Raw genomic sequence first — 18,712 nt, forward strand, 5'->3', positions numbered from 1 at the left:
CAGGCCGGGCGCTCAGCCGTGCGCGGCTTCGGCACGGACCACCGAGGCGGTGCCGGCCGGGTAGAAGAGGCCGGTGTGCCCGTCGGGCTCCCAGCGCACGCGGTACGGCGGCCCTCCCCCGGGCTCGGCGCACCCGAGGACCTCGCCCACCCGCTCGGGCTCGCCCTGGTGGGTGGACCGCACGACGATCCGGTCTCCGACATGAGCTTCCACGGCAGCCTCCGACGGTGCGACTGTGGCGTGCCTCACAGCCTGCCCGTCCGGTCCGGCCCGATCAAGGGCCGTTCCCATCCCCGGGCGGCCGTCTCGGCGACCACCACCTCATCCGGTGCGGATGGTGCCGGGGCCGCGCCCCGGAGGCACCGTCGGACGCATGCGGACCGGTGTGGCGGGGGTCGTGGTGGTCGTGGCCGGGCTCTGCGCCTGCTCGTCCGACGAGGACCCGGGCACGGCCGCCGGCACGACGAGCGCGGGAGCGGCGGAGTCCGTGTGCGGTTCCGTCGACGCCCTGCGGTCGTCGGTGGAGGAACTCCGCGCCGGGAGCGCCGTGCAGGAGGGCAGCGACGCCCTGCGGGAGTCCTGGACGGCGGTCCAGGAGGACTGGTCGCGGCTGGCCGACGATGCGCGGGCCTCGTACGCCGACGAGGTGGACGACGTGCAGGCGGCCGTCGACGACGTGCAGGCGGCCCTCAGCGCGGCCCAGGACTCCCCCTCCGCCGGGACGCTCGAGGACGTGGGGACCGCCGTCACGACCTTCGTCCAGGACGCCGACGGGTTCATGGACGAGGTGGGCTCGTCGTGCTGACCGGGCAGCGCCCGGCCCCTGCCCGGACCGGTCCCCGGCGCGCCGGCCGGCAGGGACGACGCGCCACATCCTCTCGCGCGGACGATGCCGCCCGTCCGCCCGAGGCGGGAGGCTCGGCGGACTAGCCCACGGACGGACCCGCACGAGAAGGAGGGCTCCCATGCCGGGTGTCTCCGAGCAGATGGCGGTGCCGGCTGCGATGCCGGTGCTCGCCCGGGGCAAGCACCGCAGTCCACGGCGGGGGGCGTGCTTCCTGGAGTACACCTCGCTCCTGGCCGGGGAACCGTTCTCGGACGAACCGCGGTGCGTCGACGAGGAGCTGGCCGCCATCCTGCGCGGCGCCAACGACAAGCTCGCCAACCGCGATCGCCACCGGCTGGTGCCGCTCCTCGGACGGGCCATCGGGCTCACCGTGGAGCCGCCGCTGCCCGGCAGCCCGCCGGGCCACTCCTCGGCGGCCCGGCGGCAGCGCCGGGCCGCGCTCGCGGCCCACGACGCACGGACGGCGCAGCTGCACCGCGCGGTGACCCGTCGCTTCGTCGCGGCGGTGGGCCCGTCGACCGCACCTCCACCGGTCAGGTACGGCGGCGGGGGCGACCTGTTCTGGCTGTTCTGGGACCTGATGTCCGAGCCGCACCAGCCGGCGGGGTCGGAGGGGTACGTGAGCCGGCTGGTCGAGCGCCTCGAACTCCTCCACGAGTGCTACGAGCAGGCGATGGACGAGCTGGGCCTGCCCCGCGCGCGGCCGGCCGGCCCCGCGCTCGGCTCCGAGGGGCCGCTCATCCCCCTGAGGTGAGGCCGGCCCCGCCGGGGCAGCCGACCATTCGGATCCCGCAGCCGCGAGCGACGTGTGCCTGGAGGTACGCCATGACCACAGCCGGCACCCGACCGCACGGACCGGCCGAACCCGTCGACAGCGGGTCGGGGTCCGACGAGTACAGCCCCGCCTTCGCCGCCTGGGCCCTGCTCCTCACCGTCGGGCTCCTGGTCGTGCTGGTGGTCGCGGTGTGGGGGTTGCGGGGTCTGTGAGCGCCCGCGTCCGGAGGCGGTAGGCGGCCATGGAGACGGCCGTGCTCCTGGTCACCGCCACGGTGTTCCTGTGGGGGGCGGTGTCGGCGCGGCTGGAGCGCGCCGACCTGAGCGCACCCATCGTGTTCGTGGCGGTGGGGACCCTCCTCGCCGCCACCGGCGTGGTCGACGCGGGCGCTGCCTCTCCGGGCCTGCGCCCGCTGGTCGAGGTCACGCTGGTCTGGGTGCTGTTCTCCGACGCGGCGCGCGTCCCGGTGCGGAGCCTGCGATCCGACGCCGGGCGCTACCTGCGGCTGCTCGCGATCGGTCTCCCGCTCACCCTGCTCGCCGGGTGGGGGCTCGCGTCCTGGATGTTCCCCGGACTGGGCCTGTGGCTCGCGCTGCTGCTGGGGGCCGCGCTGGCCCCGACCGACGCCGCGCTCGGGGTGCCGGTGGTGACGAACCCGGCGGTGCCCGTCGGGGTGCGCCGGCTGATCAACGTGGAGAGCGGGCTCAACGACGGCATCGTCACCCCGGTCGTGATGTTCGCCCTCGCGGGCGCGGCGTCCGCACAAGGCCTGGCCGACGCCCCCGGCTGGTCGGCCGCGCTGGTCGAGCTGGCCGTCGGTGCCGGGGTCGGGGTCGCCGTGGGCGCGGGTGGCGGCTGGTTGCTGCGCCTGGCCCGGGACCGCGGCTGGGCCGCCGAGGACTTCGCCGGCACCGCCGTCCTGGCCCTCGCCCTGGCGGCGCACGGCGCGGCCCTGGTCGTGCACGGCAACGGGTTCGTCGCCGCCTTCTGCGGCGGCCTGGCCTTCGGCGGGACAGCGGGACGGCGCGGACGACGCGAGCTGGCGTTCACGGAGCAGGCCGCCGGCCTGGTCTCGCTGCTCGTCTGGCTGGCCTTCGGCGCCGTCGCCGTCCCGATCGTGGTGGAGCGGGTCGACCTCGCCAGCGTGGTGTACGCGGTCCTCAGCCTGACCGTGGTGCGGATGCTGCCCGTCGCGCTGGCCCTGGTGGGCACCCGTGCGGACCTCGCGACGGTGGCGTTCATCGGCTGGTTCGGACCCCGGGGGCTGGCGTCGCTGCTCTTCGCCCTCCTCGCCCTGGAGGAACTCGGCCGCGACGCCGACGAGGCCGTCGCCGTCATCGCGGTGACGGTGGTCCTCAGCGTCCTGGCGCACGGGGTGAGCGCGGGTCCGCTGGCCGCCCGCTACGGCCGGTCCGCCGCCCGCGCTCCGGAGGAGCACCGGCCGGACGCCGAACTCCCGGTCCGCGGACTCCCGCGCCGGCATCGACCGGTCCGGCCGGAGACGCACGCAGGGGCCGTCCCGGGCTGATCCGGGACGCCGGGCGACCGGTCTGCCCGGGTCCGCTCGGGTACGGATCCACCGGCGGCGTCGTCGCTCGGCCGGACCGCGCCACCGCGGGCAGACCCCGGCACCGACGCGGAGTCGAGGTGCCGGGGCCTGGTCGTGGGTGGGCTCAGACGTCCGCCCGTCCGAGCACCACCTCGTGTTCGGAGGTCTCCCCGCCGCGGAGGAGGGTGAGGGCAACCGTGTCCCCTGGAGCGGCGCGCCGGACGGCAGCGGTCAGATCCTTCGACGTCGTGACCGGGCGGTCTCCCACAGCGGTGACGACGTCACCGGGGCGCAGGTCCGCCGCCGCCGGACTGCCGGGTCGGACCTCGACCAGTTCGGCACCTGTCGCCACCCGCCCGTCGGAAACCGTGGTGGCGCGCACACCCAGGACTGCCGTGCTCGCCGAGCCGTCGTGCACGAGCTCCATCGCGATCCGGTGCGCGGTGTTGCTGGGGATGGCGAAGCCCACGCCGATGTTCCCGCCGGAGCCGGCCTGACCAGGCCCTGCCGGCACGGACGCGATCGCCGTGTTGATGCCGATGACCGCGCCCGTGCGGTCGACCAGCGCCCCACCGGAATTCCCCGGGTTGATGGCGGCATCGGTCTGGAGCGCGTCGATGACGGCGCCCCCGCCCTCGTCCCCGCCCGGGGACACCGCTCGATGGGTCGCGCTGATGATGCCGTCGGTGACGGTCTGGGACAGGCCGAGCGGCGCGCCGATGGCCACCGCCAGGTCGCCGACCACGACGTCCTCCGAGTCGGCGAAGGTCGCCGGCGTGAGGGAGCCCGCTCCCTCCACCCGGAGGACGGCCAGATCCAGGGACGGCTGCGTCCCGACGACGACGGCGTCGTGGAGGGTGCCGTCGGCAGTCCGCACCTGCACCACTCCGCCGCTGCCATCGGCCGCGACGACGTGGTTGTTGGTCACGACGAAGCCGTCCTCGGTGAGGACGACGCCGGAGCCGCTGCCGGAACCCCCGCGACCGGTCACGTAGACGGTCACGACGCTCGGGGACGCCGCTGCCGACGCGGCGGCCACGTCGGTGGCCGGCTCCGACGTCTCGACGACCTGGCCGCTCGAGACGCCCGGCGAACCGGCGTCGCCGTCGGAGGTGACGACCACCGCGACCCCGGCCCCCGCTCCCCCTCCGAGGAGCGCGCCGGCGAGGAGGCCGACGACGCCCATCCGCAGCGGCCGGGCGCCCGGCGCTCCCGCCGAGCCCGGGACGGTGGGGGTGAGGTGGCCTCCCGGGGTTCCGGGGTGGTGGTTCACGGAGCCCAGCGCCCCCGGGTCATCGGTGGCGCGCCACCCGTCGCCGTGGGGACGCCTGTTCGGCCAGCGGTGCTCGATGACGAGCGTCCTTTCCCTCGGTGCGCCCCGGTCGGCCGCATGGGGGACCACGGTGCTGTCGGGAGCTGGACGACCCCTGCACCACCGCTGTGAGTCCGCTGCACGTCCGGTCCGGCAAGGGCTGGGGAGCTCGACCCGACGGGAGAGCCGGTGGGGCGACCACGGTCGCCGCGCCCGGGTCCACGTCAGTCCTCGAGGAGCATCGGCAGACACCTGTCAACGGGTCGCAACACATCGGTTCGACATGCCTGTGGTGTCACGACGACGGGAAACGCCCTCATGACAGTCTCCTGACAGAAGCCCCGGCGACGCCTCGCCAGCGTCACACGTGGCAACCCACGGGACCATGCACGCTGCCTCGACCGACGACGGATCCCCGACCTCACCCGTCCTCGCCGAGCCGCCTGTCGTCGCGCTGGACGACGAGACGGCCATGCACCAGGGCACCAGCGGGGCGAAGGCGGCCGCCCTCGCCACGGCGTACCGGCACGGCCTGCCGACCGTCCCCGGCTTCGTGATCAGCACCGCAGCCGTCGAGCGCATCGCGGCCGGCGAGCCACTGGCCGACGACGTGCTGACCGCCTGGCGGGAGCTCTCCGAGGACGGCCGCCGGGCGCTCGTGGTCCGCAGCAGCTCGACGGTCGAGGACCTCGGCGACTCCTCGATGGCCGGACGGTTCGAGTCGGTCGTGGGGGTGACCGGACCGGAGGAGTTCCGCCGCGCGGTGGACGTCGTCGTGGCCTCCCGGCACGAGGCCGCCGCGGGATCGGGGACCTTGACCGGCCGGGAGCCGCTCGCCGTCCTGGTGCAGCCGCTGCTGGTCGCCCGCAGCGGCGGGGTCCTGTTCGGGATCGACCCGGTGTCGGGGCGCGAGGACCGGCTCGTGGTCGCCGCCGTCGAGGGCGGCCCCGACCGCCTCGTGACCGGCGAGGTGGACGGGGACCGGTACGAGCTCGACCGGACCGGCCGGCGCACCGGCGTCACGCGCGGCGACGGCGGCGTCCGGCTGCGCCGCCCGCAGCTCCGGGCGCTGGCCCGGCTGGCCGAACGGACGGCGGAGGTGTTCGGCGGCCCCCAGGACGTCGAGTGGGCCTTCGACGAGGAGGGGCGGCTGCGGCTCCTGCAGAGCAGACCGGTCACCGCCGAACCACGAGGACGACCGCTCGGACCGGTCCTCGGCCCCGGTCCGGTGGCCGAGACGTTTCCGGAGCCGCTCCAGCCGCTGGAGGCCGACCTGTGGGTGACCCCCCTGCGCGAGGCGATCCGGCAGGCCCTGCTCCTCGCCGGTACCGCCGACGCCACGGCGGTGGACGCGTCCCCGGTGGTCACCGTGCTCGGTGGCCGGGTCGCCGTCGACCTGGACCTGCTGGAACCGCGACAGGACACCCCGCGGCTGCGGGACCGGCTCGATCCCCGGCCGCGGCTCCGGCGGTTGCGGGCGTCCTGGCGGGTCGGCCGGCTGCGCTCGGCGCTCCCCGCACTCGCCCAGGACGTGCTGGCCTCCGCCGACCACGTGCTCGCCGGCGTCCCGGTGCTCTCGACGCTCACCGACCGGCAGCTCGTGGCGGTCCTGCACCGCGTCGGTCCCGCCCTGGTCTCGGTGCACGCGCACGAGGTCCTCATGGGCATGCTCGTGGACCCCGAGGCACCCCGGCTCACCGGCGTGAGCGCGGCGATGCGGGCACTGGCCCGGTCGCGGCAGGCGGGCCTGCCCGACGCCGAGATCGTCGCCACGAACCCGGTCGTGCTGGCCCTCGCGGCGCCCGGCATCTGCCGCTTCCCGCAACTGCCACCCGAGGTCGAGGCGCCGGAGAGCCCGCCGCCGGGCGACGACGGTGACGCCGGACTGCTGCGCGAGGCGCTGCGCCTGCGGGCCCGGTGGCTGCAGGAGGTGACCGCCCGCGTCGCCTGGACGCTCGGTGAGCGGCTCACGAGGGCCGGCCGGCTGCCCCGCGCCGAGGACGTCCGTGGGCTCCGGTTGACCGACCTGGGCGCGGGGATCCACGACGGCGACCGGGAGCTGCGCCCGGAGTTCGTCGAGCCGGAGGAGCCGCTGCCCGCCCGGTTCCGGATGGGCGACACCGGGCGGCCCATCGCCGTGGGCGGCACCGGCGGCGGCACCGGAGCCGGCGGCGGAACCGGCAGCGGTCCCGTGGACCACGGGGACGACCCCCCGGCGGGCGCCGTGCTGGTCGTCCGCACGCTGGACCCGTCGCTGGCGCCGGTGCTGCCGCGGCTGGCCGGGCTGGTCGCCGAGACCGGCAGCGTCCTCGCCCACCTGGCGATCCTGGCGCGGGAGTCCGGTGTCCCGACCGTCGTGGGCTTCGCGGGCGCCGTGGACGCCTTCGCCGAAGGAACCGTCGTCCGGGTGGACGGCGCCACCGGTGCCGTCGAGGAGGAGACGTCGTGAAGAAGCTGAGCTGGATCGTCGCCACCGTCGCGTTGCTCGCGTGCGGCGGGTACCTCTTCGTCTACATCTACCGCTGGGAGTGGCACCGTGCGCTCCTCGTCGGGATCCTGTTCCTGGCGACCCTCGTCGGGTTGTGCACCGCCCTCGTGCTGCGGCGGGTCGCGTCGTCGGCCGCACGTGCGACGACACGCGACGACCGCCCGCCCGGAGCACTCGAGCGGCTGCGCGCCGCGCCGGTGGAGACCACGCCGTTCCCCTGGCTGCGGCCGGAGGCGTTCGACCGCAGCCACATCTTCATCCCGGTCCTCCTGGGCGGCGGGTTCGTGGTCTCCGGGATCGCCTGGCTGATCGAGCGGGTCGCCGGCAGCTCCGCCCGGTCCGGGGTGGAGGAGCAGCTCGCGACCGATCTGGGAGGCATCGCCTTCCCGACCGCCCCCCTGGTCCCGACCGACGCGGAGCTGCTGGCCTGCGGCGACGACTTCGCCGACGACGCCGCGCTGCGCGTGCTGCTGGGTCCGGCCGCCGCAGGGACGCGGCCGTGACGCGCGCCGTCGTCGGTCTCGTCGCGGTGGCCCTCGCGGTCGCGGGTGTCCTGCTGCTGCGGGCGGAGCTCATGACCGTCGAGGTCGCCCAGCCCGAGGGCTCCTACACCGATGTCGTGGTGGCCGCATCGACGGTGCGGGAGGACCCTGCCGTCCAGGAGGAGATGACCCGGGGCCTGGTCAGCGCCTGCCGGTTGCTGGTCAACGCCGACGTGGTGGAGGACTCCTTCGTCCAGCGAGGCGAGGGGGTCTTCGCGTTCCGGCTCCGACCGGGGCTCGACGAGTTCGACCGGCGGGAGCTCGGGGGTTGCCTGCGCGACCTGCGGGTCCAGCACCTGCTGCTCGACGTCCGGGAGTTGAGGACCATCAGCCCCGGCGGCCGGGACGACGCCGGTGGCCGGCCCTGAGCGCGGGGTGGTCGGAACGAGCAGCACCTCGCCCGTGTTGCACCGGGCAGGAGACGACCGGACCGGCGTACACACCGGAGGTGGACGGGGATCGTGCCGGAACTGAACCGACGGCAACTGCTCGCTGCCGCGCTCGGCGCTGCCGGGACGCTGGCAGCCGGCTCCGGAGTGACCAGCCAGCTCTGGCCGCTGCTCGGCCGCGAGGACCTGGTCCCCGGGCTCGCACCCCGGCTGGCCCTGCAGGAAGCCGCCTGGACGAGCGCGGCCGACCGGCTCAGCTTCGCGGCTGTCGGTGACACCGGCAGCGGCGGCCGCCAGGCCATGGCCGTGGCCAACCGGATGGCGGAGGGCTACCGCCGGGCGCCGTACGGGCTCGTGACCCACCTGGGCGACCTCTGCTACTACGGGAGCGTCGAGGACCGTTTCGACGACGTCTTCACCCGGCCGATGCGTCCGCTCATCGACGCCGGTGTGCGTTTCGAGCTCGCCATCGGCAACCACGACGGCGACCTGCACCACAGCGATGCGAGCCTGGCGGAGATCGACGCCGAGCTGCGCCTCCTGGGCACCCCCGCACGCCACTACACGAGCAGCCACGGGCCGGTCGACTTCTTCTACCTCGACTCCAGCACGCCCGGCCTCTTCGGAGATGACTCCTCCGAGCAGCTGGAGTGGCTCGACGACGCCCTGGCCAGTTCCACGAACCAGTGGAAGGTCGTGTGCATGCACCACCCGGTGTACTCGTCCGGCTCGCACGGTTCGACGCCGGGCGCGGACGAGGTGCTCGAACCGCTGCTCGGCCGGCGGAAGGTGGACCTCGTCCTCTCCGGGCACGACCACCACTACGAGCGCACGCGACCCCAGGACGGCGTGACCTACGTCGTCAGCGGCGGGGGGTGCAAGACCACTCCCGTGGGTCGCAGCCGCTTCACCGCGGCCGCGGCGTCGGCGCTGCAGTACCTGCACGTCGACGTCGTCGACGACCGGCTCACGGGGCGGTCGATCCGCGCTGACGGCAGGGTGCTCGACCGGTTCGAGCTGCGCGCCCGCGAAGGGCGATGACCCTCCCCCGCACCCTGGCCCTGGGCTACTCGGCCCTCGTGCTCGGCGCGGTCGTGGCCCCGGCGCTGGTCATCGGGCAGGCGGGTGAACGGGGTGGTCTGCCGACCCGGGAGGAGGTGGACCTCGTCGGGGCCAGCGTGGCCGTGGGTGTCCCGGCGGCCCTCCTGGCCTGGCGCCGGGTGCGCCCCCCGGCGACCAGGGAGCGCCCACGGATCGACGTCGCGATCGCCGCACTCATCTCCTTCGGCGTGCTGGCGGGAGCCGCGTCGGCCCTGCCGACCGTCGTCCTGCACGCCACCACAGGTCTTGCCGCGCTCGACGCCGATGCCGGCTGGCGGGTGCCCGTCGTCTGGGCCGGATCACAGCTGGCGGCCGTGGCCCTCGGCGAAGCGTCCCACCGCGGCGTCCTCCGCTGGCTGGCGAGATAGGGATTCGGGGAGGCACCGGGCCCGGGGCGCCGTCCGGCCCGGGGCCTGCCGTCCGACCCCGGCGACCGACGGCCGGTGTGACGCCGACCGGGGAGTCAGGCACCGGATCGGCTGCTCTTCACCTGGGCGGTGTGGGTGGAGGTGATGAGCAGCACCCCGCCGACGAGATTGCCGACCGTGGACAGCACGACGTTGGTGCCCAGGGCCGCGTAGCCGGCCGCGCCGTCCAGCCAGATGCCGAACAGCAGGTGCAACGCGGACACCACGACGTGGTCGAAGGGGCCCAGAGCCAGGAAGAAGCCGACCATGTAGGTCACGAGGATCCGTGCCGTGACGGTGTCGACCGCGTTGAGCATGTACGAGAGCAGGGTGAGGAGGGCCCCGGCCAGGATCGCGCGTACCAGCGTGGCCGCCCCTTGCTCGCGATCTCCTCCGCCAGCCGGGACAACGTGTCGGCCGCCCCCGTCGGCAGTGCTCCGTCCACGGTCAGCAGCGCGACCAGCAAGGCGCCCCCGACGAGGTTGAGCACCAGGGTGACTCCCCAGAGCCGCAGGAGCCTCGTCCAGGGCCGGCGGCCGGGGCGCTGGATGGCGGCCGCGACGGGGTCGAAGAAGTTCTCCGTGAACAGCTCCGACCGCCCCACCACGAGGAACACCACGCCGATGGCGAAGGCCAGCGCACCGGCCAGGCTCCCGACGCCCGCACCGAACCGGGGCGCGACGAGAGCATCGACCACGCCGAGGGCGACGAGGCGAAGATGATGGTCACGCCCGCGATGAAGCCGGTGGAGACCTGGTCGAGGACCGAGAGGGACAGCCGGCGTTCGCCCTCCGCGATGGCGCGCTCGTAGATCTGGTCGGGGTCGGGGGCGACGCTCACGTCGTCCCCCTCACCGGCGACCGGCCGGCGGGACCCCCGGCGACCGCGCCGATGCGACCGCCGGTGGGACCGGCGCCGCTCACGCCTCGACCACCACCTCGATCACCGGGTATCCCGAGGCGCCGTCGGGGGCCACCGGGGTGCGTTCGTCGGTCTGCACCTCGCCGAGTCCGTCGGTCGCACGTGCCGCGACCGTGTGCCGGCCCGGTGTCGCGTCCCAGGGCAGGTACCACTGCCGCCAGCAGTCGACGTCGAGGCGTTCGGCCAGCTCCGCCGGTTGCCACGGGCCGTCGTCGATGCGCACCTCCACCCCCTCGATGCCCCGCGTCGGTGCCCACGCGACGCCCGCGACCGGCTGCCGTCCGGCCGCGACCGTCGTCCCGGACCTGGGCACGTCGATCCGGGCCTGCGTCTTGATCGGCCCCTCCTTGGCCCAGCCGCGCGGGATCCAGTAGCCGTCGACGTCCCAGTCGGTGAGCTCGATCGCCTCCAGCCACTTGGTCGCCGAGACGTAGCCGTAGAGCCCGGGGACCACCAGCCGGGCGGGGAATCCGTGTTCGGCGGGGAGCGGCTCGCCGTTCATGGCGACGGCGACCATCGCCTCCTCCACGTCCAGTGCGGTCAGCACGGGGAAGCCGGCCGTGAAGCCGTCGACGGACCTGCCGACGAGCTGGGTCGCGCCCTCCTGCAGCCCGGCCCGGTCGAGGAGGGCGCGGAGCGGGACGCCCTGCCAGCGGGCGTTGCCGACCAGGTCACCACCCACCTCGTTGGAGACGCACGCCAGGGTGATGTCGGCCTCGATCTGGGGCAGCTCCATCAGTTCGGCGTAGGTCAGGGTGAACGGCTCGTCGACCATGCCGCGGACCTCGAGCTGCCAGCCGTCCGGCTCGACGATCGGGACCCGCAGGGCCGTGTCGATCCGGTAGAACTCCTCGTTCGGCGTGAAGAGCGGTGTCAGGCCCGGGATCTCGAGGTCGGCCCCGGCGGGTACGGGGCCGGCCCGCCGGAACGGAGCCGGCAGCCGGATGGCCGCGCGCAGCTCGCCCAGCCGCTCGCGCCCGGAGAGCAGGAAGCCTCCGACGCCGGCCAGCACGGCGAGCGCGGTCGTGCCACCGGCGAGGACGAGGAAGCGCCGCCGGTCCGACGGCTCCGCCATGACCGGTCGGGCCGTGCCCGCACCGTGCGCTCCGGCCTGCGCGGCCCGCGGTGTCGCTCCCGCCGCGTGGTCGGCCCGAGCCGCGCGGATCAGCACGAGGAGCACGCCGACACCGACCGCCGCGCCGACCGTGCCGACGAGCAGCGCCCCGAGGACCGTGCTCCGGGGGTCGGCCGGCGCGGCCGCGACGCCGAGGGCGGCGAAGGCGACGAACCCCGCGGCCGCCGGGAGGAACCAGCGCCGTGCGAGCAGGCCGAGGGCGGCGCCGAGCAGGGTGGAGACCAGCAGGATCCCGCCGATCAGCACCGGCTTGTCGGCGGTGCCGAGGGTGGCGATGGCGGCCCGCTCCAGCCAGCCCGGGACGCTGTCGACCACGGCGTCGCCCACGGCGATGACCAGGGACGGCACCCGATCGAACACGCCGGCGACCAGCTCTGCCGTGCCCAGAGCCGCCGCCACCGCAGCGATCCCCGCGAGCGACCCGGCGCCGCGGCGCACCGGTCGAGGGTCTCGGGATTGCCGGCGCGGCCGCTCATCTCTGTCCGTCACACCGGTCGCGGTGTCCGACGGCCGGCGCCACGACACTGGCACCGTCGGATTGACGCGGGATCGTCATGCACGTCGACGACAACGGCCGCCGGTGGGCAGGACACCGCTCGCCGGGGCCGCCGGCATCCGGGTGAGGGCCCTCCGGCTGGAACGCACGCGGATCCGTGATCACCGGCCCGGTCGCCGCGTCAGGCGACCCGGTAGCCCTCCGGGCCGACGGTGAGGTCACCGTCGTGCGGATCGGTCGAGAAGACCAGCACCGCGTCGCGCCGGCTCTCCGGCGGGACGTAGGCGATGGTGGCCGAGGCCCGCTCGACCTGCTGCCCGTCGCGGGCCAGCTGACCGCCGAGCAGGACCGACTCGGCCGTCGTGCCGCCGTCGTTGCTCACCCGCAGGTGCACCTCGTACCCGGCGCCCACCTGCTCGACCCCGGTGATCTCGACGGCCAGCTCCGGGCCGCTCTCGCGGACGGCGACGGGCTGGTAGCCCAGGAACGCGATGAGCAGGAGCACCAGCAGTCCGCCCAGCCCGCCCAGGGCGTACTCCCCCGCTGACGTACTGCCTGGTGCCTGGTCCTGGGCGTCCTCGTCGGACGGGGGCATGGGATTCCTCTCGTCACAGGATGAGCCGGGCTGCGGCAGCGCCCAGACTCGCCGGCAGCGCCAGGACGACCGACTCGGTCACCACCATGACCAGTCCGGTGTCGTCGAAGCGTCCGAGCGTCCACAGCAGGTACGCCGAGACGCCGACCGCGAGCGCGTAGCCGACGACGGTGAAGGTCGCGAAGGCCCGGACCGGCCCCTCGTCGTCCTCCTGCCCGCCGAAGCCGACCTCGTAGACGAAGGCGTGCATGAGCCCGAGGCTGATCCCGACGATCGCCAGCGCGTGCCACGCGGTGATCCACGCCGCCAGGAGGACGATCTCCTCCGTCGGCGCCAGGTTGGCCGCGAAGACCACCGCCCCGGCCACCATGAGGAAGACCTCGTGGCCGTACCCGGACCTGGCCGGCGACACGCTGCGCTCCCCCAGCTGGGCCCGGGCGTACGAGGCCCCGACGGCCGCGGGGAGCATTTCCAGGCCCAGGACGGACGTGGCATCGCGCCAGTCGCGCAGCCAGTCGAGCACGCCGAGGGCGGTGAGGATCACGGCCGCGGCGACCGCTGCGGCGAGGAACGCCACACCGGCGTCCGCCAGGCCGCCGCGCCACCCGCTGTCCACCGGGCCGCCGAGGTGACGGGCGAGCCCGATCACCAGCAGGACCGTCCCCACCACGAGGGCGGCCAGGCGGTACCGGTCGAGGGACAGACCCAGCCGCCACACCTCCATGGTCATCAGGACCGGCGTGGCGAACAGCAGGGCTCCACCGACGGCACGGCCGAACCCCGTGAGCAGTGGGCGCGCCTCGATCGGATGCGGCATCGCGCTCCTGTCGGTTCCCGTCACGCACGGTGGTCAGGCCCTGCCGTCGTCGACGCCGGACCACGACGTCCTGGTACGACCGGTGTCCTCCGTCGCCGCGGTCCCCGGATCGGGCCGGGGGGACCCGCGGGCCGCGCAGGGAGCGGGGCCCGGTGCGCATCCCCGTGCCCCTGGAGGGCGTCGTCCTCGTTCCCGGCAGAGGCGGGGCCGGTCACGGGACACGGCCGGCCAGCCCCAGGGCACCCCACCCGCGCAGCGGCCGGCCCACCAGCTCGGCAGCCGTCTCCAGGGCCCGGCGGCGGACGCCCCGCGCGCGCCATGCCTCCGGCAGCACGCGTTCGCTCGCGGCCAGGTCGTCGTCGAAGTGGGCGTCGAGGACGGCGACGACGGCGCGGTCCTCGATCATGAGGCTCACCTGTTCGTTCAGCGCCAGCGAACGGGTGTCGACGTTGGTCGTCCCCACCATCGCGACCGCGCCGTCGACCGTGACGACCTTGGCGTGCAGGAGTGCGGGCTGGTAACGCCAGATCTCGACACCGGCGTCGAGCAGTGTCTGGAACTGCGTCTCGCCCTGCAGGTGCACGCCCGGCCGTGCGACGTGCGGACCGGAGACCAGCAGCTGGATCCGGACACCGCGCCCGGCCGTGTCCCCCACGAGGTCCAGCAGCCACCCGGGGAGGCGCGCGTACGGAGTGGTGATCCGCACGGTGCCGCGGGCGGTGTGCAGGAGCACGGCGATGGCGACAGCCGCCTCGTTCCACCCCGGCTGCGACGGTGGGTGGAGCACCTGGACGGCGGAGTTCCCGGCGGCTTCCAGCGGGGGGAACTCGTCGCGGTCGGACACCAGGTCGCCGCGCAGCCGGACGGCGGCCTGCATCCAGGACGAGACGAAGGCCGCGCGCAGGCCGGCGACCGCGGGCCCCTGGACCCGGAACGCGGTGTCGCGCCAGTCCCCCGGCCGGTCGCCGCGCCCGGACCACATCCGGTCGATGCCGGTCCCGCCCGTGAAGGCCACCGTGTCGTCGCACACCAGGACCCGGCGGTGCGTGCGCAAGTTCCAGACCGTCGGCCGCATGCTGGGCACCGGCCGGTAGAAGACGACGGTGCAGCCGGCCCCCCGCAGGCGCCGCAGGTCGGCCTGCCGGATGTGCCGCCCGCCGAAGTCGTCCAGCACGATCCGCACGCGGACGCCCGCGGCAGCCCGCTCGGCGAGGGCGTCGGCGACCTGCCCGGCGACGGCACCCCCCTCCCAGGCGAACCAGAGCAGGTCGACCGTCCGGCGGGCAGCGGAGACGGCGGCCAGCAGCGCCGGGAAGGTCTGCGCCCCGTTCTTCAGGACGTCGATCCGGTTGCCTTCGGTGAACGGCACCCCGACCAGCGCCTCCAGGACCGGACGACATCCCGTGGTCGCGACGACGCACTCAGCCATCGGTCAGTTCGGACTTCCGGTCCGGGTCGTCGACGCGGTGCACACCGGGGTGCGGTGTGCCGGCGAGCAGATCGCCGTCGGTGGACAGCGCGACGTCCTCCACCCGGTAGTGGATGGTCTGCACGCGGATCCACCCCTCCTCGATGAGGTAGGAGTCGACGCCGCACCGCACCCGGACGTCCTCGTCGCTCCCGCTCCACTCGAGCAACGCCATGCGGTCGTCGGCCAGCGCGTAGGTGTAGCGGTAGGAGCTTCCGTCGCCGAGGGCCTTCCACAGTCGGTGCGCCGACGCCCGCAGACCGTCGTGTCCCCGGAACACCTCGCGGGCGGTCAGGACCACCAGTTGCGGGTCGTAGTTCCGGCGCAGGTCGGCCTCCAGATCGCCTGAACGGCGCAGCCGCAGGTGGTCGGCCAGCACCTCCTCGCTGGTCCGGGCAGCCAGCGCTGCCCGGTCGCCGTCGGCGGGGCTTCTCGTCGTCACGCCGGATCTCCTCCTCATCTCCGTCGCACAGCTGACCGGTCGACAGGGCCCGGCACGCCGGGACCCGCGGCGTCAGCCCGCGTACGGCGTCTCGGGACCGCGCGGGCCGGCGTCGGGGCTCGGCTTGCGGCCCGGTTCGAACCCCACGTCCGCGAAGACGACGTCGACCGGATCGGCGTAGCGCTTGCCGTTGCGGGGGTCGTGCCGCATCCACGACGGCGGCTCGATGTGCACGGAGACCGTGAACGGCCCCTCCCCCGGCACCTTCGCGTTGAACCCGTAGTGGTGCAGGAAGGGATGCCACAGGAACGGCGCCTGCTCGCTGAAGAGCTCGCGGTCGCCGTCCCGGACGGTGACCGTCACGTCCAGGCCCGGGACGAACCGGCCGTCGGCGAGATCGGCCACGGCCACCTCGATGTGGGCGTTGGCCTCCTCCGGCGCCTCCCGCCAGACCAGACCGTCGTCGCCGTCGCGGGCGTACATGCCCTCGGCCTGCTCGTTGACGAGGGCCACGACGAAGTTGCCCGCCTCGGTGACGGCCGCGCCGTCCTCCTCCTGCATGGCGTGCAGAGCCGCGCCGTAGGCGTCCCCCTGCTGCCTCGCCGTGTCCAGCTGGCCGGGTTCCGCCTCGTTGCTCTCGTCCATGGGCGGCACCGCCGCCGGCGTCGTCCGGTCCTCGACAGCACGTCCTGCGGCCACGGGCTGACTCCTCTCGATCGGCGGTCGGTCCCGGATCCGCTGCCCCGGGGCGCTGTCCGGAAACGACCGCACCGGCGCTGTCACATCAATGACACAGGGACCGCCGAGGGACCCGGGACGGCGTCCCGTACCCGCGCAACGTCCGTGGCAGGGCACCGGGTGCTGCCGGACGCCGCGCGAAGCTCAGGTGCCCGCCCGCTCCGGATCCGGTGCCGCGCCGCGCTCGATGCCGGCATGCCGTGCCTCGAGCTGTGCGGTCACGGCGAACCCGATGAGGATCGCCACCGAGGTCAGCTGCGTCCACAGCAGGAGCGCGATGACGCCGGTCAGCGGCCCGTAGACGATCCCGAACGCGGCGGAGAGCTGGACGTAGGCCGCGAGCGATGCGGTGAAGGTCAGCCACAGCGACGCCGTGACCGCCGTGCCGAGAGCCAGCCAGGCCCACCCGGGCTGACGACGCCGAGGTGCGAGCCGGAGCATCCCCAGCACCGCGCAGAGCACCATGAGGACGCCCAGAGGCACCGCGGCGGCCATGACCGCGTCGTCGTCCCAGCCGTAGACCTCCTCCACGGCGTCACCGAAGGCAGCGCCGGCGAGGAGCACGCCCGACCCGGCCATCGCGGGCAGGCCGGCGAGGAACGCCATCCCCAGCGCGCGGCCGTACTTGTGCCCGCTGGGCCGGTCCCGGGCGATCCCGTAGATGCGGTTGGCCCCGCGTTCGATCTGACCCATGGCGGTGGTCAGGGTCGCGAGCGCGAAGGCGAGTCCGAACCAGAGCGCCGCCGTGGCGCCCTCCCCCCGTTCCAGGGTGTCCCGGACCAGCGTTCCCGACCCACCCGGGCTCACGCCGATGATCGTCGCGCGGAGCACCCGGCCCAGGTCGTCGGTCGCCAGGGCCCCGCTGAGACCGACGGCGGCGATCACCAGCGGGACGAAGGCGAGGGTGAGCTGCAGGGCGAGCGCGCGGGAATGGGAGAACCCGTCGCCGTAGCGGAACCGGGCGAACGCCTGCTGCCAGAAGGACCACGTGGCCGCACGGACCGCGCGGACGGCGTCGCGTGCCGTCAGGTCGCCGCGGGGCAGCCCGCCACCCTCGGGCACACGGGGAACCGTGCCGGAGGCGCCACCCCGGTCCCGGCCGCCGTCAGTGGTCACCGGAGCGGCACCCCTCGTCGTCGACCGATGCCGGTGGCGCCGGAGGCACAGGATTCTCGGGAACGTCCCTGCAAGCCGGACATGACCGGATTGCAGCACGCCGCGGTGGTCGCCGCCGCACTGGGAGTCTCGGCCGGACGATCCGACGTCCTGGGAGGGAGCGGACGGCGGAGAGGGCCCGAGCAGGACCGATGACGGTTCCGTGACGATCGGGGGGCAGCCCGGATCCCGGCGCCCGCCCAGGGCAGCAGGCACGGGACGGGAGAAGCGGTCGCCTCGCGGCGCCCAGCGGTGGAGGGAGACGCCTCGGCTGCGTGCGCACCGACCCACCCGGGCGCCGCCGCGCAGTGGCGGCGTCCGTCGGATGACGGGTGGGTGTCGCGCGGCCCGGCACGGACGCATGACGACGGACGACGACGCCCGGGAGCGACCTCGACGCGCTGAGCGGCCCGCGCGGTGGCTGCGGCACACTGCGCAGACGCTGACGGCGAACCCCCGGTTCGGCCTGGCCGTCAGGGCCGCGACGGCGGCCTCCGTCTCCTGGGGGCTCGTGACCGCCCTTCCGGGATTCGCTGCGGACTACCCCTACTACGCCCCCCTCGGCGCGGTGATCGCCACGTCCACGACGGTCGCGGGCTCGATGCGGCAGTCATGGCAGACGGTCGCCGCCATCACGATCGGCGCCGGGGTGGCACTCGCGATCGAGCAGCTCCTGGGCCGGAACCTGGGCACCGTCGCCGCCGTCGTGGGCATCGGCGTGCTGCTCGGCGGATGGAAGCGGCTGGGCAGCGGAGCCGGGTGGCTGCCCACGTCGGCGCTCTTCGTGCTGCTCCTGGGTGACCAGCACCCGCTCGACTACGTGGCCGGCTTCGCTGGGCTCACCCTCGCCGGGGCCCTGGTCGGGCTGGCACTGGTCACGGCGTTCCCGCCGCTGCCGTTGGCGTCGGCGAAGGCGGCCCTGGACCGGCTCCGGGGAACCCTCGCCGACCAGCTGGAAGACCTCGGTGCCGAGCTCCGGCGGGAGGGCGCACCGCTTCCCGACGATGTGCGCCCCCGCGGCCACACCATCGACGTCGTCGTCGCCCAGGCGCGTGATGCGGTGCACCAGGTGGAGGAGGCACGGAGAGGCAACCGCATCGCGAGCAGATTCCGAGGCTCCCTGGAGCGGCAGCACCGGCAGGCCCAGGCACTGCAGCGGCTGGCCTTCCTGGTCACGAGCACCACGCAGCTGCTCACGGAGAGAGCTCCCGCCGACGGGCACGACAGCACGCTCGGGCCGTCCCTGCGCGCGCCCGTGGCGGCCGCGCTGGACGGCGTGGCCGGCGTCCTGCGCACACTGCACGGGCAGACGGCCGATCCGGCCGCCGTCGACCGGGCGCGGGAGGCGGTACGGACTCTCGTCGCGGAGGTACGTCGGACACCGGCCACGACGGAGGACGACCACCTCGTCGTGAGCAGCGTCGTCGAGGACATCCGCCGATCGCTGCGCACCCTGCAGTCGGAGGACGACGGTCTCCAGCCGGCCGCACGGTGACACCACCGCCGCACGGGGTCGAACGGCGATGCTCGCCCGC

Annotated in this window: 21 protein-coding genes; 10 read left to right on the forward strand and 11 right to left on the reverse strand. The window is 74.7% G+C overall.

Translation table 11 applies throughout. The annotated features are described in order from the left end of the window. Positions 1–12 precede the first annotated feature (12 nt). Positions 13–213, reverse strand: coding sequence for a DUF1918 domain-containing protein (locus DCS98_RS13325; RefSeq protein ID WP_116451835.1), 201 nt, complete (start codon positions 211–213; stop codon positions 13–15). A gap of 160 nt (positions 214–373) precedes the next feature. Between DCS98_RS13325 and DCS98_RS13330 the strand changes: the two genes are divergently transcribed. The 4 genes from DCS98_RS13330 to DCS98_RS13340 all read left to right on the forward strand — a co-directional run bounded on the left by DCS98_RS13330 (position 374) and on the right by DCS98_RS13340 (position 3,150). Further along, a complete protein-coding gene (locus DCS98_RS13330; RefSeq protein WP_116451836.1) occupies positions 374–805 on the forward strand; it encodes a hypothetical protein in 432 nt (143 codons plus the stop codon). A 160-nt stretch (positions 806–965) separates the two neighbouring features. Beyond that, the gene (locus DCS98_RS13335) at positions 966–1,601 is read left to right on the forward strand and encodes a hypothetical protein (RefSeq protein ID WP_116451837.1); all 636 of its coding nucleotides are present in this window, start codon (positions 966–968) and stop codon (positions 1,599–1,601) included. 71 nt (positions 1,602–1,672) lie between these two features. Continuing rightward, positions 1,673–1,834: a hypothetical protein gene (locus DCS98_RS23025; protein WP_164704551.1), complete on the forward strand. Its 162-nt coding sequence runs from the start codon at positions 1,673–1,675 to the stop codon at positions 1,832–1,834. Between the two features lie 29 nt (positions 1,835–1,863). Further along, on the forward strand, positions 1,864–3,150 hold the full coding sequence (locus DCS98_RS13340; protein WP_116451838.1) for a cation:proton antiporter domain-containing protein: 1,287 nt from the start codon (positions 1,864–1,866) through the stop codon (positions 3,148–3,150). 145 nt (positions 3,151–3,295) lie between these two features. Here DCS98_RS13340 and DCS98_RS13345 read toward each other — a convergent pair whose 3' ends face one another. Next, positions 3,296–4,444, reverse strand: coding sequence for a S1C family serine protease (locus DCS98_RS13345; protein WP_241037911.1), 1,149 nt, complete (start codon positions 4,442–4,444; stop codon positions 3,296–3,298). A gap of 424 nt (positions 4,445–4,868) precedes the next feature. Between DCS98_RS13345 and DCS98_RS13350 the strand changes: the two genes are divergently transcribed. The 5 genes from DCS98_RS13350 to DCS98_RS23030 all read left to right on the forward strand — a co-directional run bounded on the left by DCS98_RS13350 (position 4,869) and on the right by DCS98_RS23030 (position 9,371). Beyond that, on the forward strand, positions 4,869–6,932 hold the full coding sequence (locus DCS98_RS13350; protein ID WP_116451839.1) for a PEP/pyruvate-binding domain-containing protein: 2,064 nt from the start codon (positions 4,869–4,871) through the stop codon (positions 6,930–6,932). Beyond that, entirely contained in the window at positions 6,929–7,474 is a 546-nt protein-coding gene (locus tag DCS98_RS13355) for a hypothetical protein (RefSeq protein ID WP_116451840.1), read from the forward strand. The genes DCS98_RS13350 and DCS98_RS13355 overlap by 4 nt, the downstream gene beginning before the upstream one ends. After that, positions 7,471–7,881 carry a hypothetical protein gene (locus DCS98_RS13360; protein ID WP_116451841.1) on the forward strand — a complete coding sequence of 137 codons (411 nt, stop codon included), beginning with the start codon at positions 7,471–7,473 and terminating at the stop codon, positions 7,879–7,881. Before DCS98_RS13355 ends, DCS98_RS13360 begins: the two co-directional genes overlap by 4 nt. Before the next feature lie 93 nt (positions 7,882–7,974). After that, entirely contained in the window at positions 7,975–8,943 is a 969-nt protein-coding gene (locus tag DCS98_RS13365; protein ID WP_116451842.1) for a metallophosphoesterase family protein, read from the forward strand. Next, a complete protein-coding gene (locus DCS98_RS23030) occupies positions 8,940–9,371 on the forward strand; it encodes a hypothetical protein (protein WP_164704552.1) in 432 nt (143 codons plus the stop codon). Before DCS98_RS13365 ends, DCS98_RS23030 begins: the two co-directional genes overlap by 4 nt. 95 nt (positions 9,372–9,466) lie before the next feature. On the opposite strand, the gene DCS98_RS23920 is transcribed toward DCS98_RS23030, so the two are convergent. The 9 genes from DCS98_RS23920 to DCS98_RS13410 form a co-directional block, all read right to left on the reverse strand. Next, positions 9,467–9,727 (reverse strand): formate/nitrite transporter family protein, encoded by a 261-nt coding sequence (locus tag DCS98_RS23920; RefSeq protein WP_277394612.1) that lies wholly within the window; start codon positions 9,725–9,727, stop codon positions 9,467–9,469. Next, entirely contained in the window at positions 9,685–10,107 is a 423-nt protein-coding gene (locus tag DCS98_RS23350) for a formate/nitrite transporter family protein (protein WP_206340248.1), read from the reverse strand. The genes DCS98_RS23920 and DCS98_RS23350 overlap by 43 nt, the downstream gene beginning before the upstream one ends. A 222-nt stretch (positions 10,108–10,329) precedes the next feature. Continuing rightward, a complete protein-coding gene (locus DCS98_RS13380; RefSeq protein WP_206340249.1) occupies positions 10,330–11,904 on the reverse strand; it encodes a molybdopterin-dependent oxidoreductase in 1,575 nt (524 codons plus the stop codon). A 239-nt stretch (positions 11,905–12,143) separates the two neighbouring features. After that, positions 12,144–12,557, reverse strand: a complete 414-nt coding sequence (locus DCS98_RS13385) for a hypothetical protein (protein WP_116451844.1) — start codon at positions 12,555–12,557, stop codon at positions 12,144–12,146. Between the two features lie 13 nt (positions 12,558–12,570). Then, a complete protein-coding gene (locus DCS98_RS13390) occupies positions 12,571–13,374 on the reverse strand; it encodes a TIGR02587 family membrane protein (protein WP_116451845.1) in 804 nt (267 codons plus the stop codon). Between the two features lie 211 nt (positions 13,375–13,585). After that, positions 13,586–14,803: a phospholipase D-like domain-containing protein gene (locus tag DCS98_RS13395; protein WP_116451846.1), complete on the reverse strand. Its 1,218-nt coding sequence runs from the start codon at positions 14,801–14,803 to the stop codon at positions 13,586–13,588. After that, the gene (locus DCS98_RS13400; RefSeq protein ID WP_206340250.1) at positions 14,796–15,284 is read right to left on the reverse strand and encodes a nuclear transport factor 2 family protein; all 489 of its coding nucleotides are present in this window, start codon (positions 15,282–15,284) and stop codon (positions 14,796–14,798) included. The genes DCS98_RS13395 and DCS98_RS13400 overlap by 8 nt, the downstream gene beginning before the upstream one ends. 72 nt (positions 15,285–15,356) lie before the next feature. Then, a complete protein-coding gene (locus tag DCS98_RS13405; protein WP_164704553.1) occupies positions 15,357–15,983 on the reverse strand; it encodes an iron transporter in 627 nt (208 codons plus the stop codon). A 183-nt stretch (positions 15,984–16,166) separates the two neighbouring features. Then, positions 16,167–17,138 (reverse strand): YihY/virulence factor BrkB family protein, encoded by a 972-nt coding sequence (locus tag DCS98_RS13410; RefSeq protein WP_206340251.1) that lies wholly within the window; start codon positions 17,136–17,138, stop codon positions 16,167–16,169. A gap of 400 nt (positions 17,139–17,538) precedes the next feature. Between DCS98_RS13410 and DCS98_RS13415 the strand changes: the two genes are divergently transcribed. Then, the gene (locus DCS98_RS13415; RefSeq protein ID WP_116451849.1) at positions 17,539–18,672 is read left to right on the forward strand and encodes an FUSC family protein; all 1,134 of its coding nucleotides are present in this window, start codon (positions 17,539–17,541) and stop codon (positions 18,670–18,672) included. The last annotated feature ends 40 nt before the right edge of the window (positions 18,673–18,712 follow it).

This window comes from Blastococcus litoris (genome assembly GCF_003075095.1).
GTDB lineage: Bacteria > Actinomycetota > Actinomycetes > Mycobacteriales > Geodermatophilaceae > Blastococcus_B > Blastococcus_B litoris.

Excerpts from the sequence above, each read along its gene's own strand:
- DCS98_RS13340 (WP_116451838.1), top strand. The coding sequence starts at position 1,864 with ATGGAGACGGCCGTGCTCCTGGTCACCGCCACGGTGTTCCTGTGGGGG.
- DCS98_RS13390 (WP_116451845.1), bottom strand. The coding sequence starts at position 13,374 with ATGCCGCATCCGATCGAGGCGCGCCCACTGCTCACGGGGTTCGGCCGT.
- DCS98_RS13350 (WP_116451839.1), top strand. The coding sequence starts at position 4,869 with ATGCACGCTGCCTCGACCGACGACGGATCCCCGACCTCACCCGTCCTC.
- DCS98_RS13415 (WP_116451849.1), top strand. The coding sequence starts at position 17,539 with ATGACGACGGACGACGACGCCCGGGAGCGACCTCGACGCGCTGAGCGG.
- DCS98_RS13330 (WP_116451836.1), top strand. The coding sequence starts at position 374 with ATGCGGACCGGTGTGGCGGGGGTCGTGGTGGTCGTGGCCGGGCTCTGC.
- DCS98_RS13335 (WP_116451837.1), top strand. The coding sequence starts at position 966 with ATGCCGGGTGTCTCCGAGCAGATGGCGGTGCCGGCTGCGATGCCGGTG.
- DCS98_RS23030 (WP_164704552.1), top strand. The coding sequence starts at position 8,940 with ATGACCCTCCCCCGCACCCTGGCCCTGGGCTACTCGGCCCTCGTGCTC.
- DCS98_RS13385 (WP_116451844.1), bottom strand. The coding sequence starts at position 12,557 with ATGCCCCCGTCCGACGAGGACGCCCAGGACCAGGCACCAGGCAGTACG.
- DCS98_RS23920 (WP_277394612.1), bottom strand. The coding sequence starts at position 9,727 with ATGCTCAACGCGGTCGACACCGTCACGGCACGGATCCTCGTGACCTAC.
- DCS98_RS23025 (WP_164704551.1), top strand. The coding sequence starts at position 1,673 with ATGACCACAGCCGGCACCCGACCGCACGGACCGGCCGAACCCGTCGAC.
- DCS98_RS13395 (WP_116451846.1), bottom strand. The coding sequence starts at position 14,803 with ATGGCTGAGTGCGTCGTCGCGACCACGGGATGTCGTCCGGTCCTGGAG.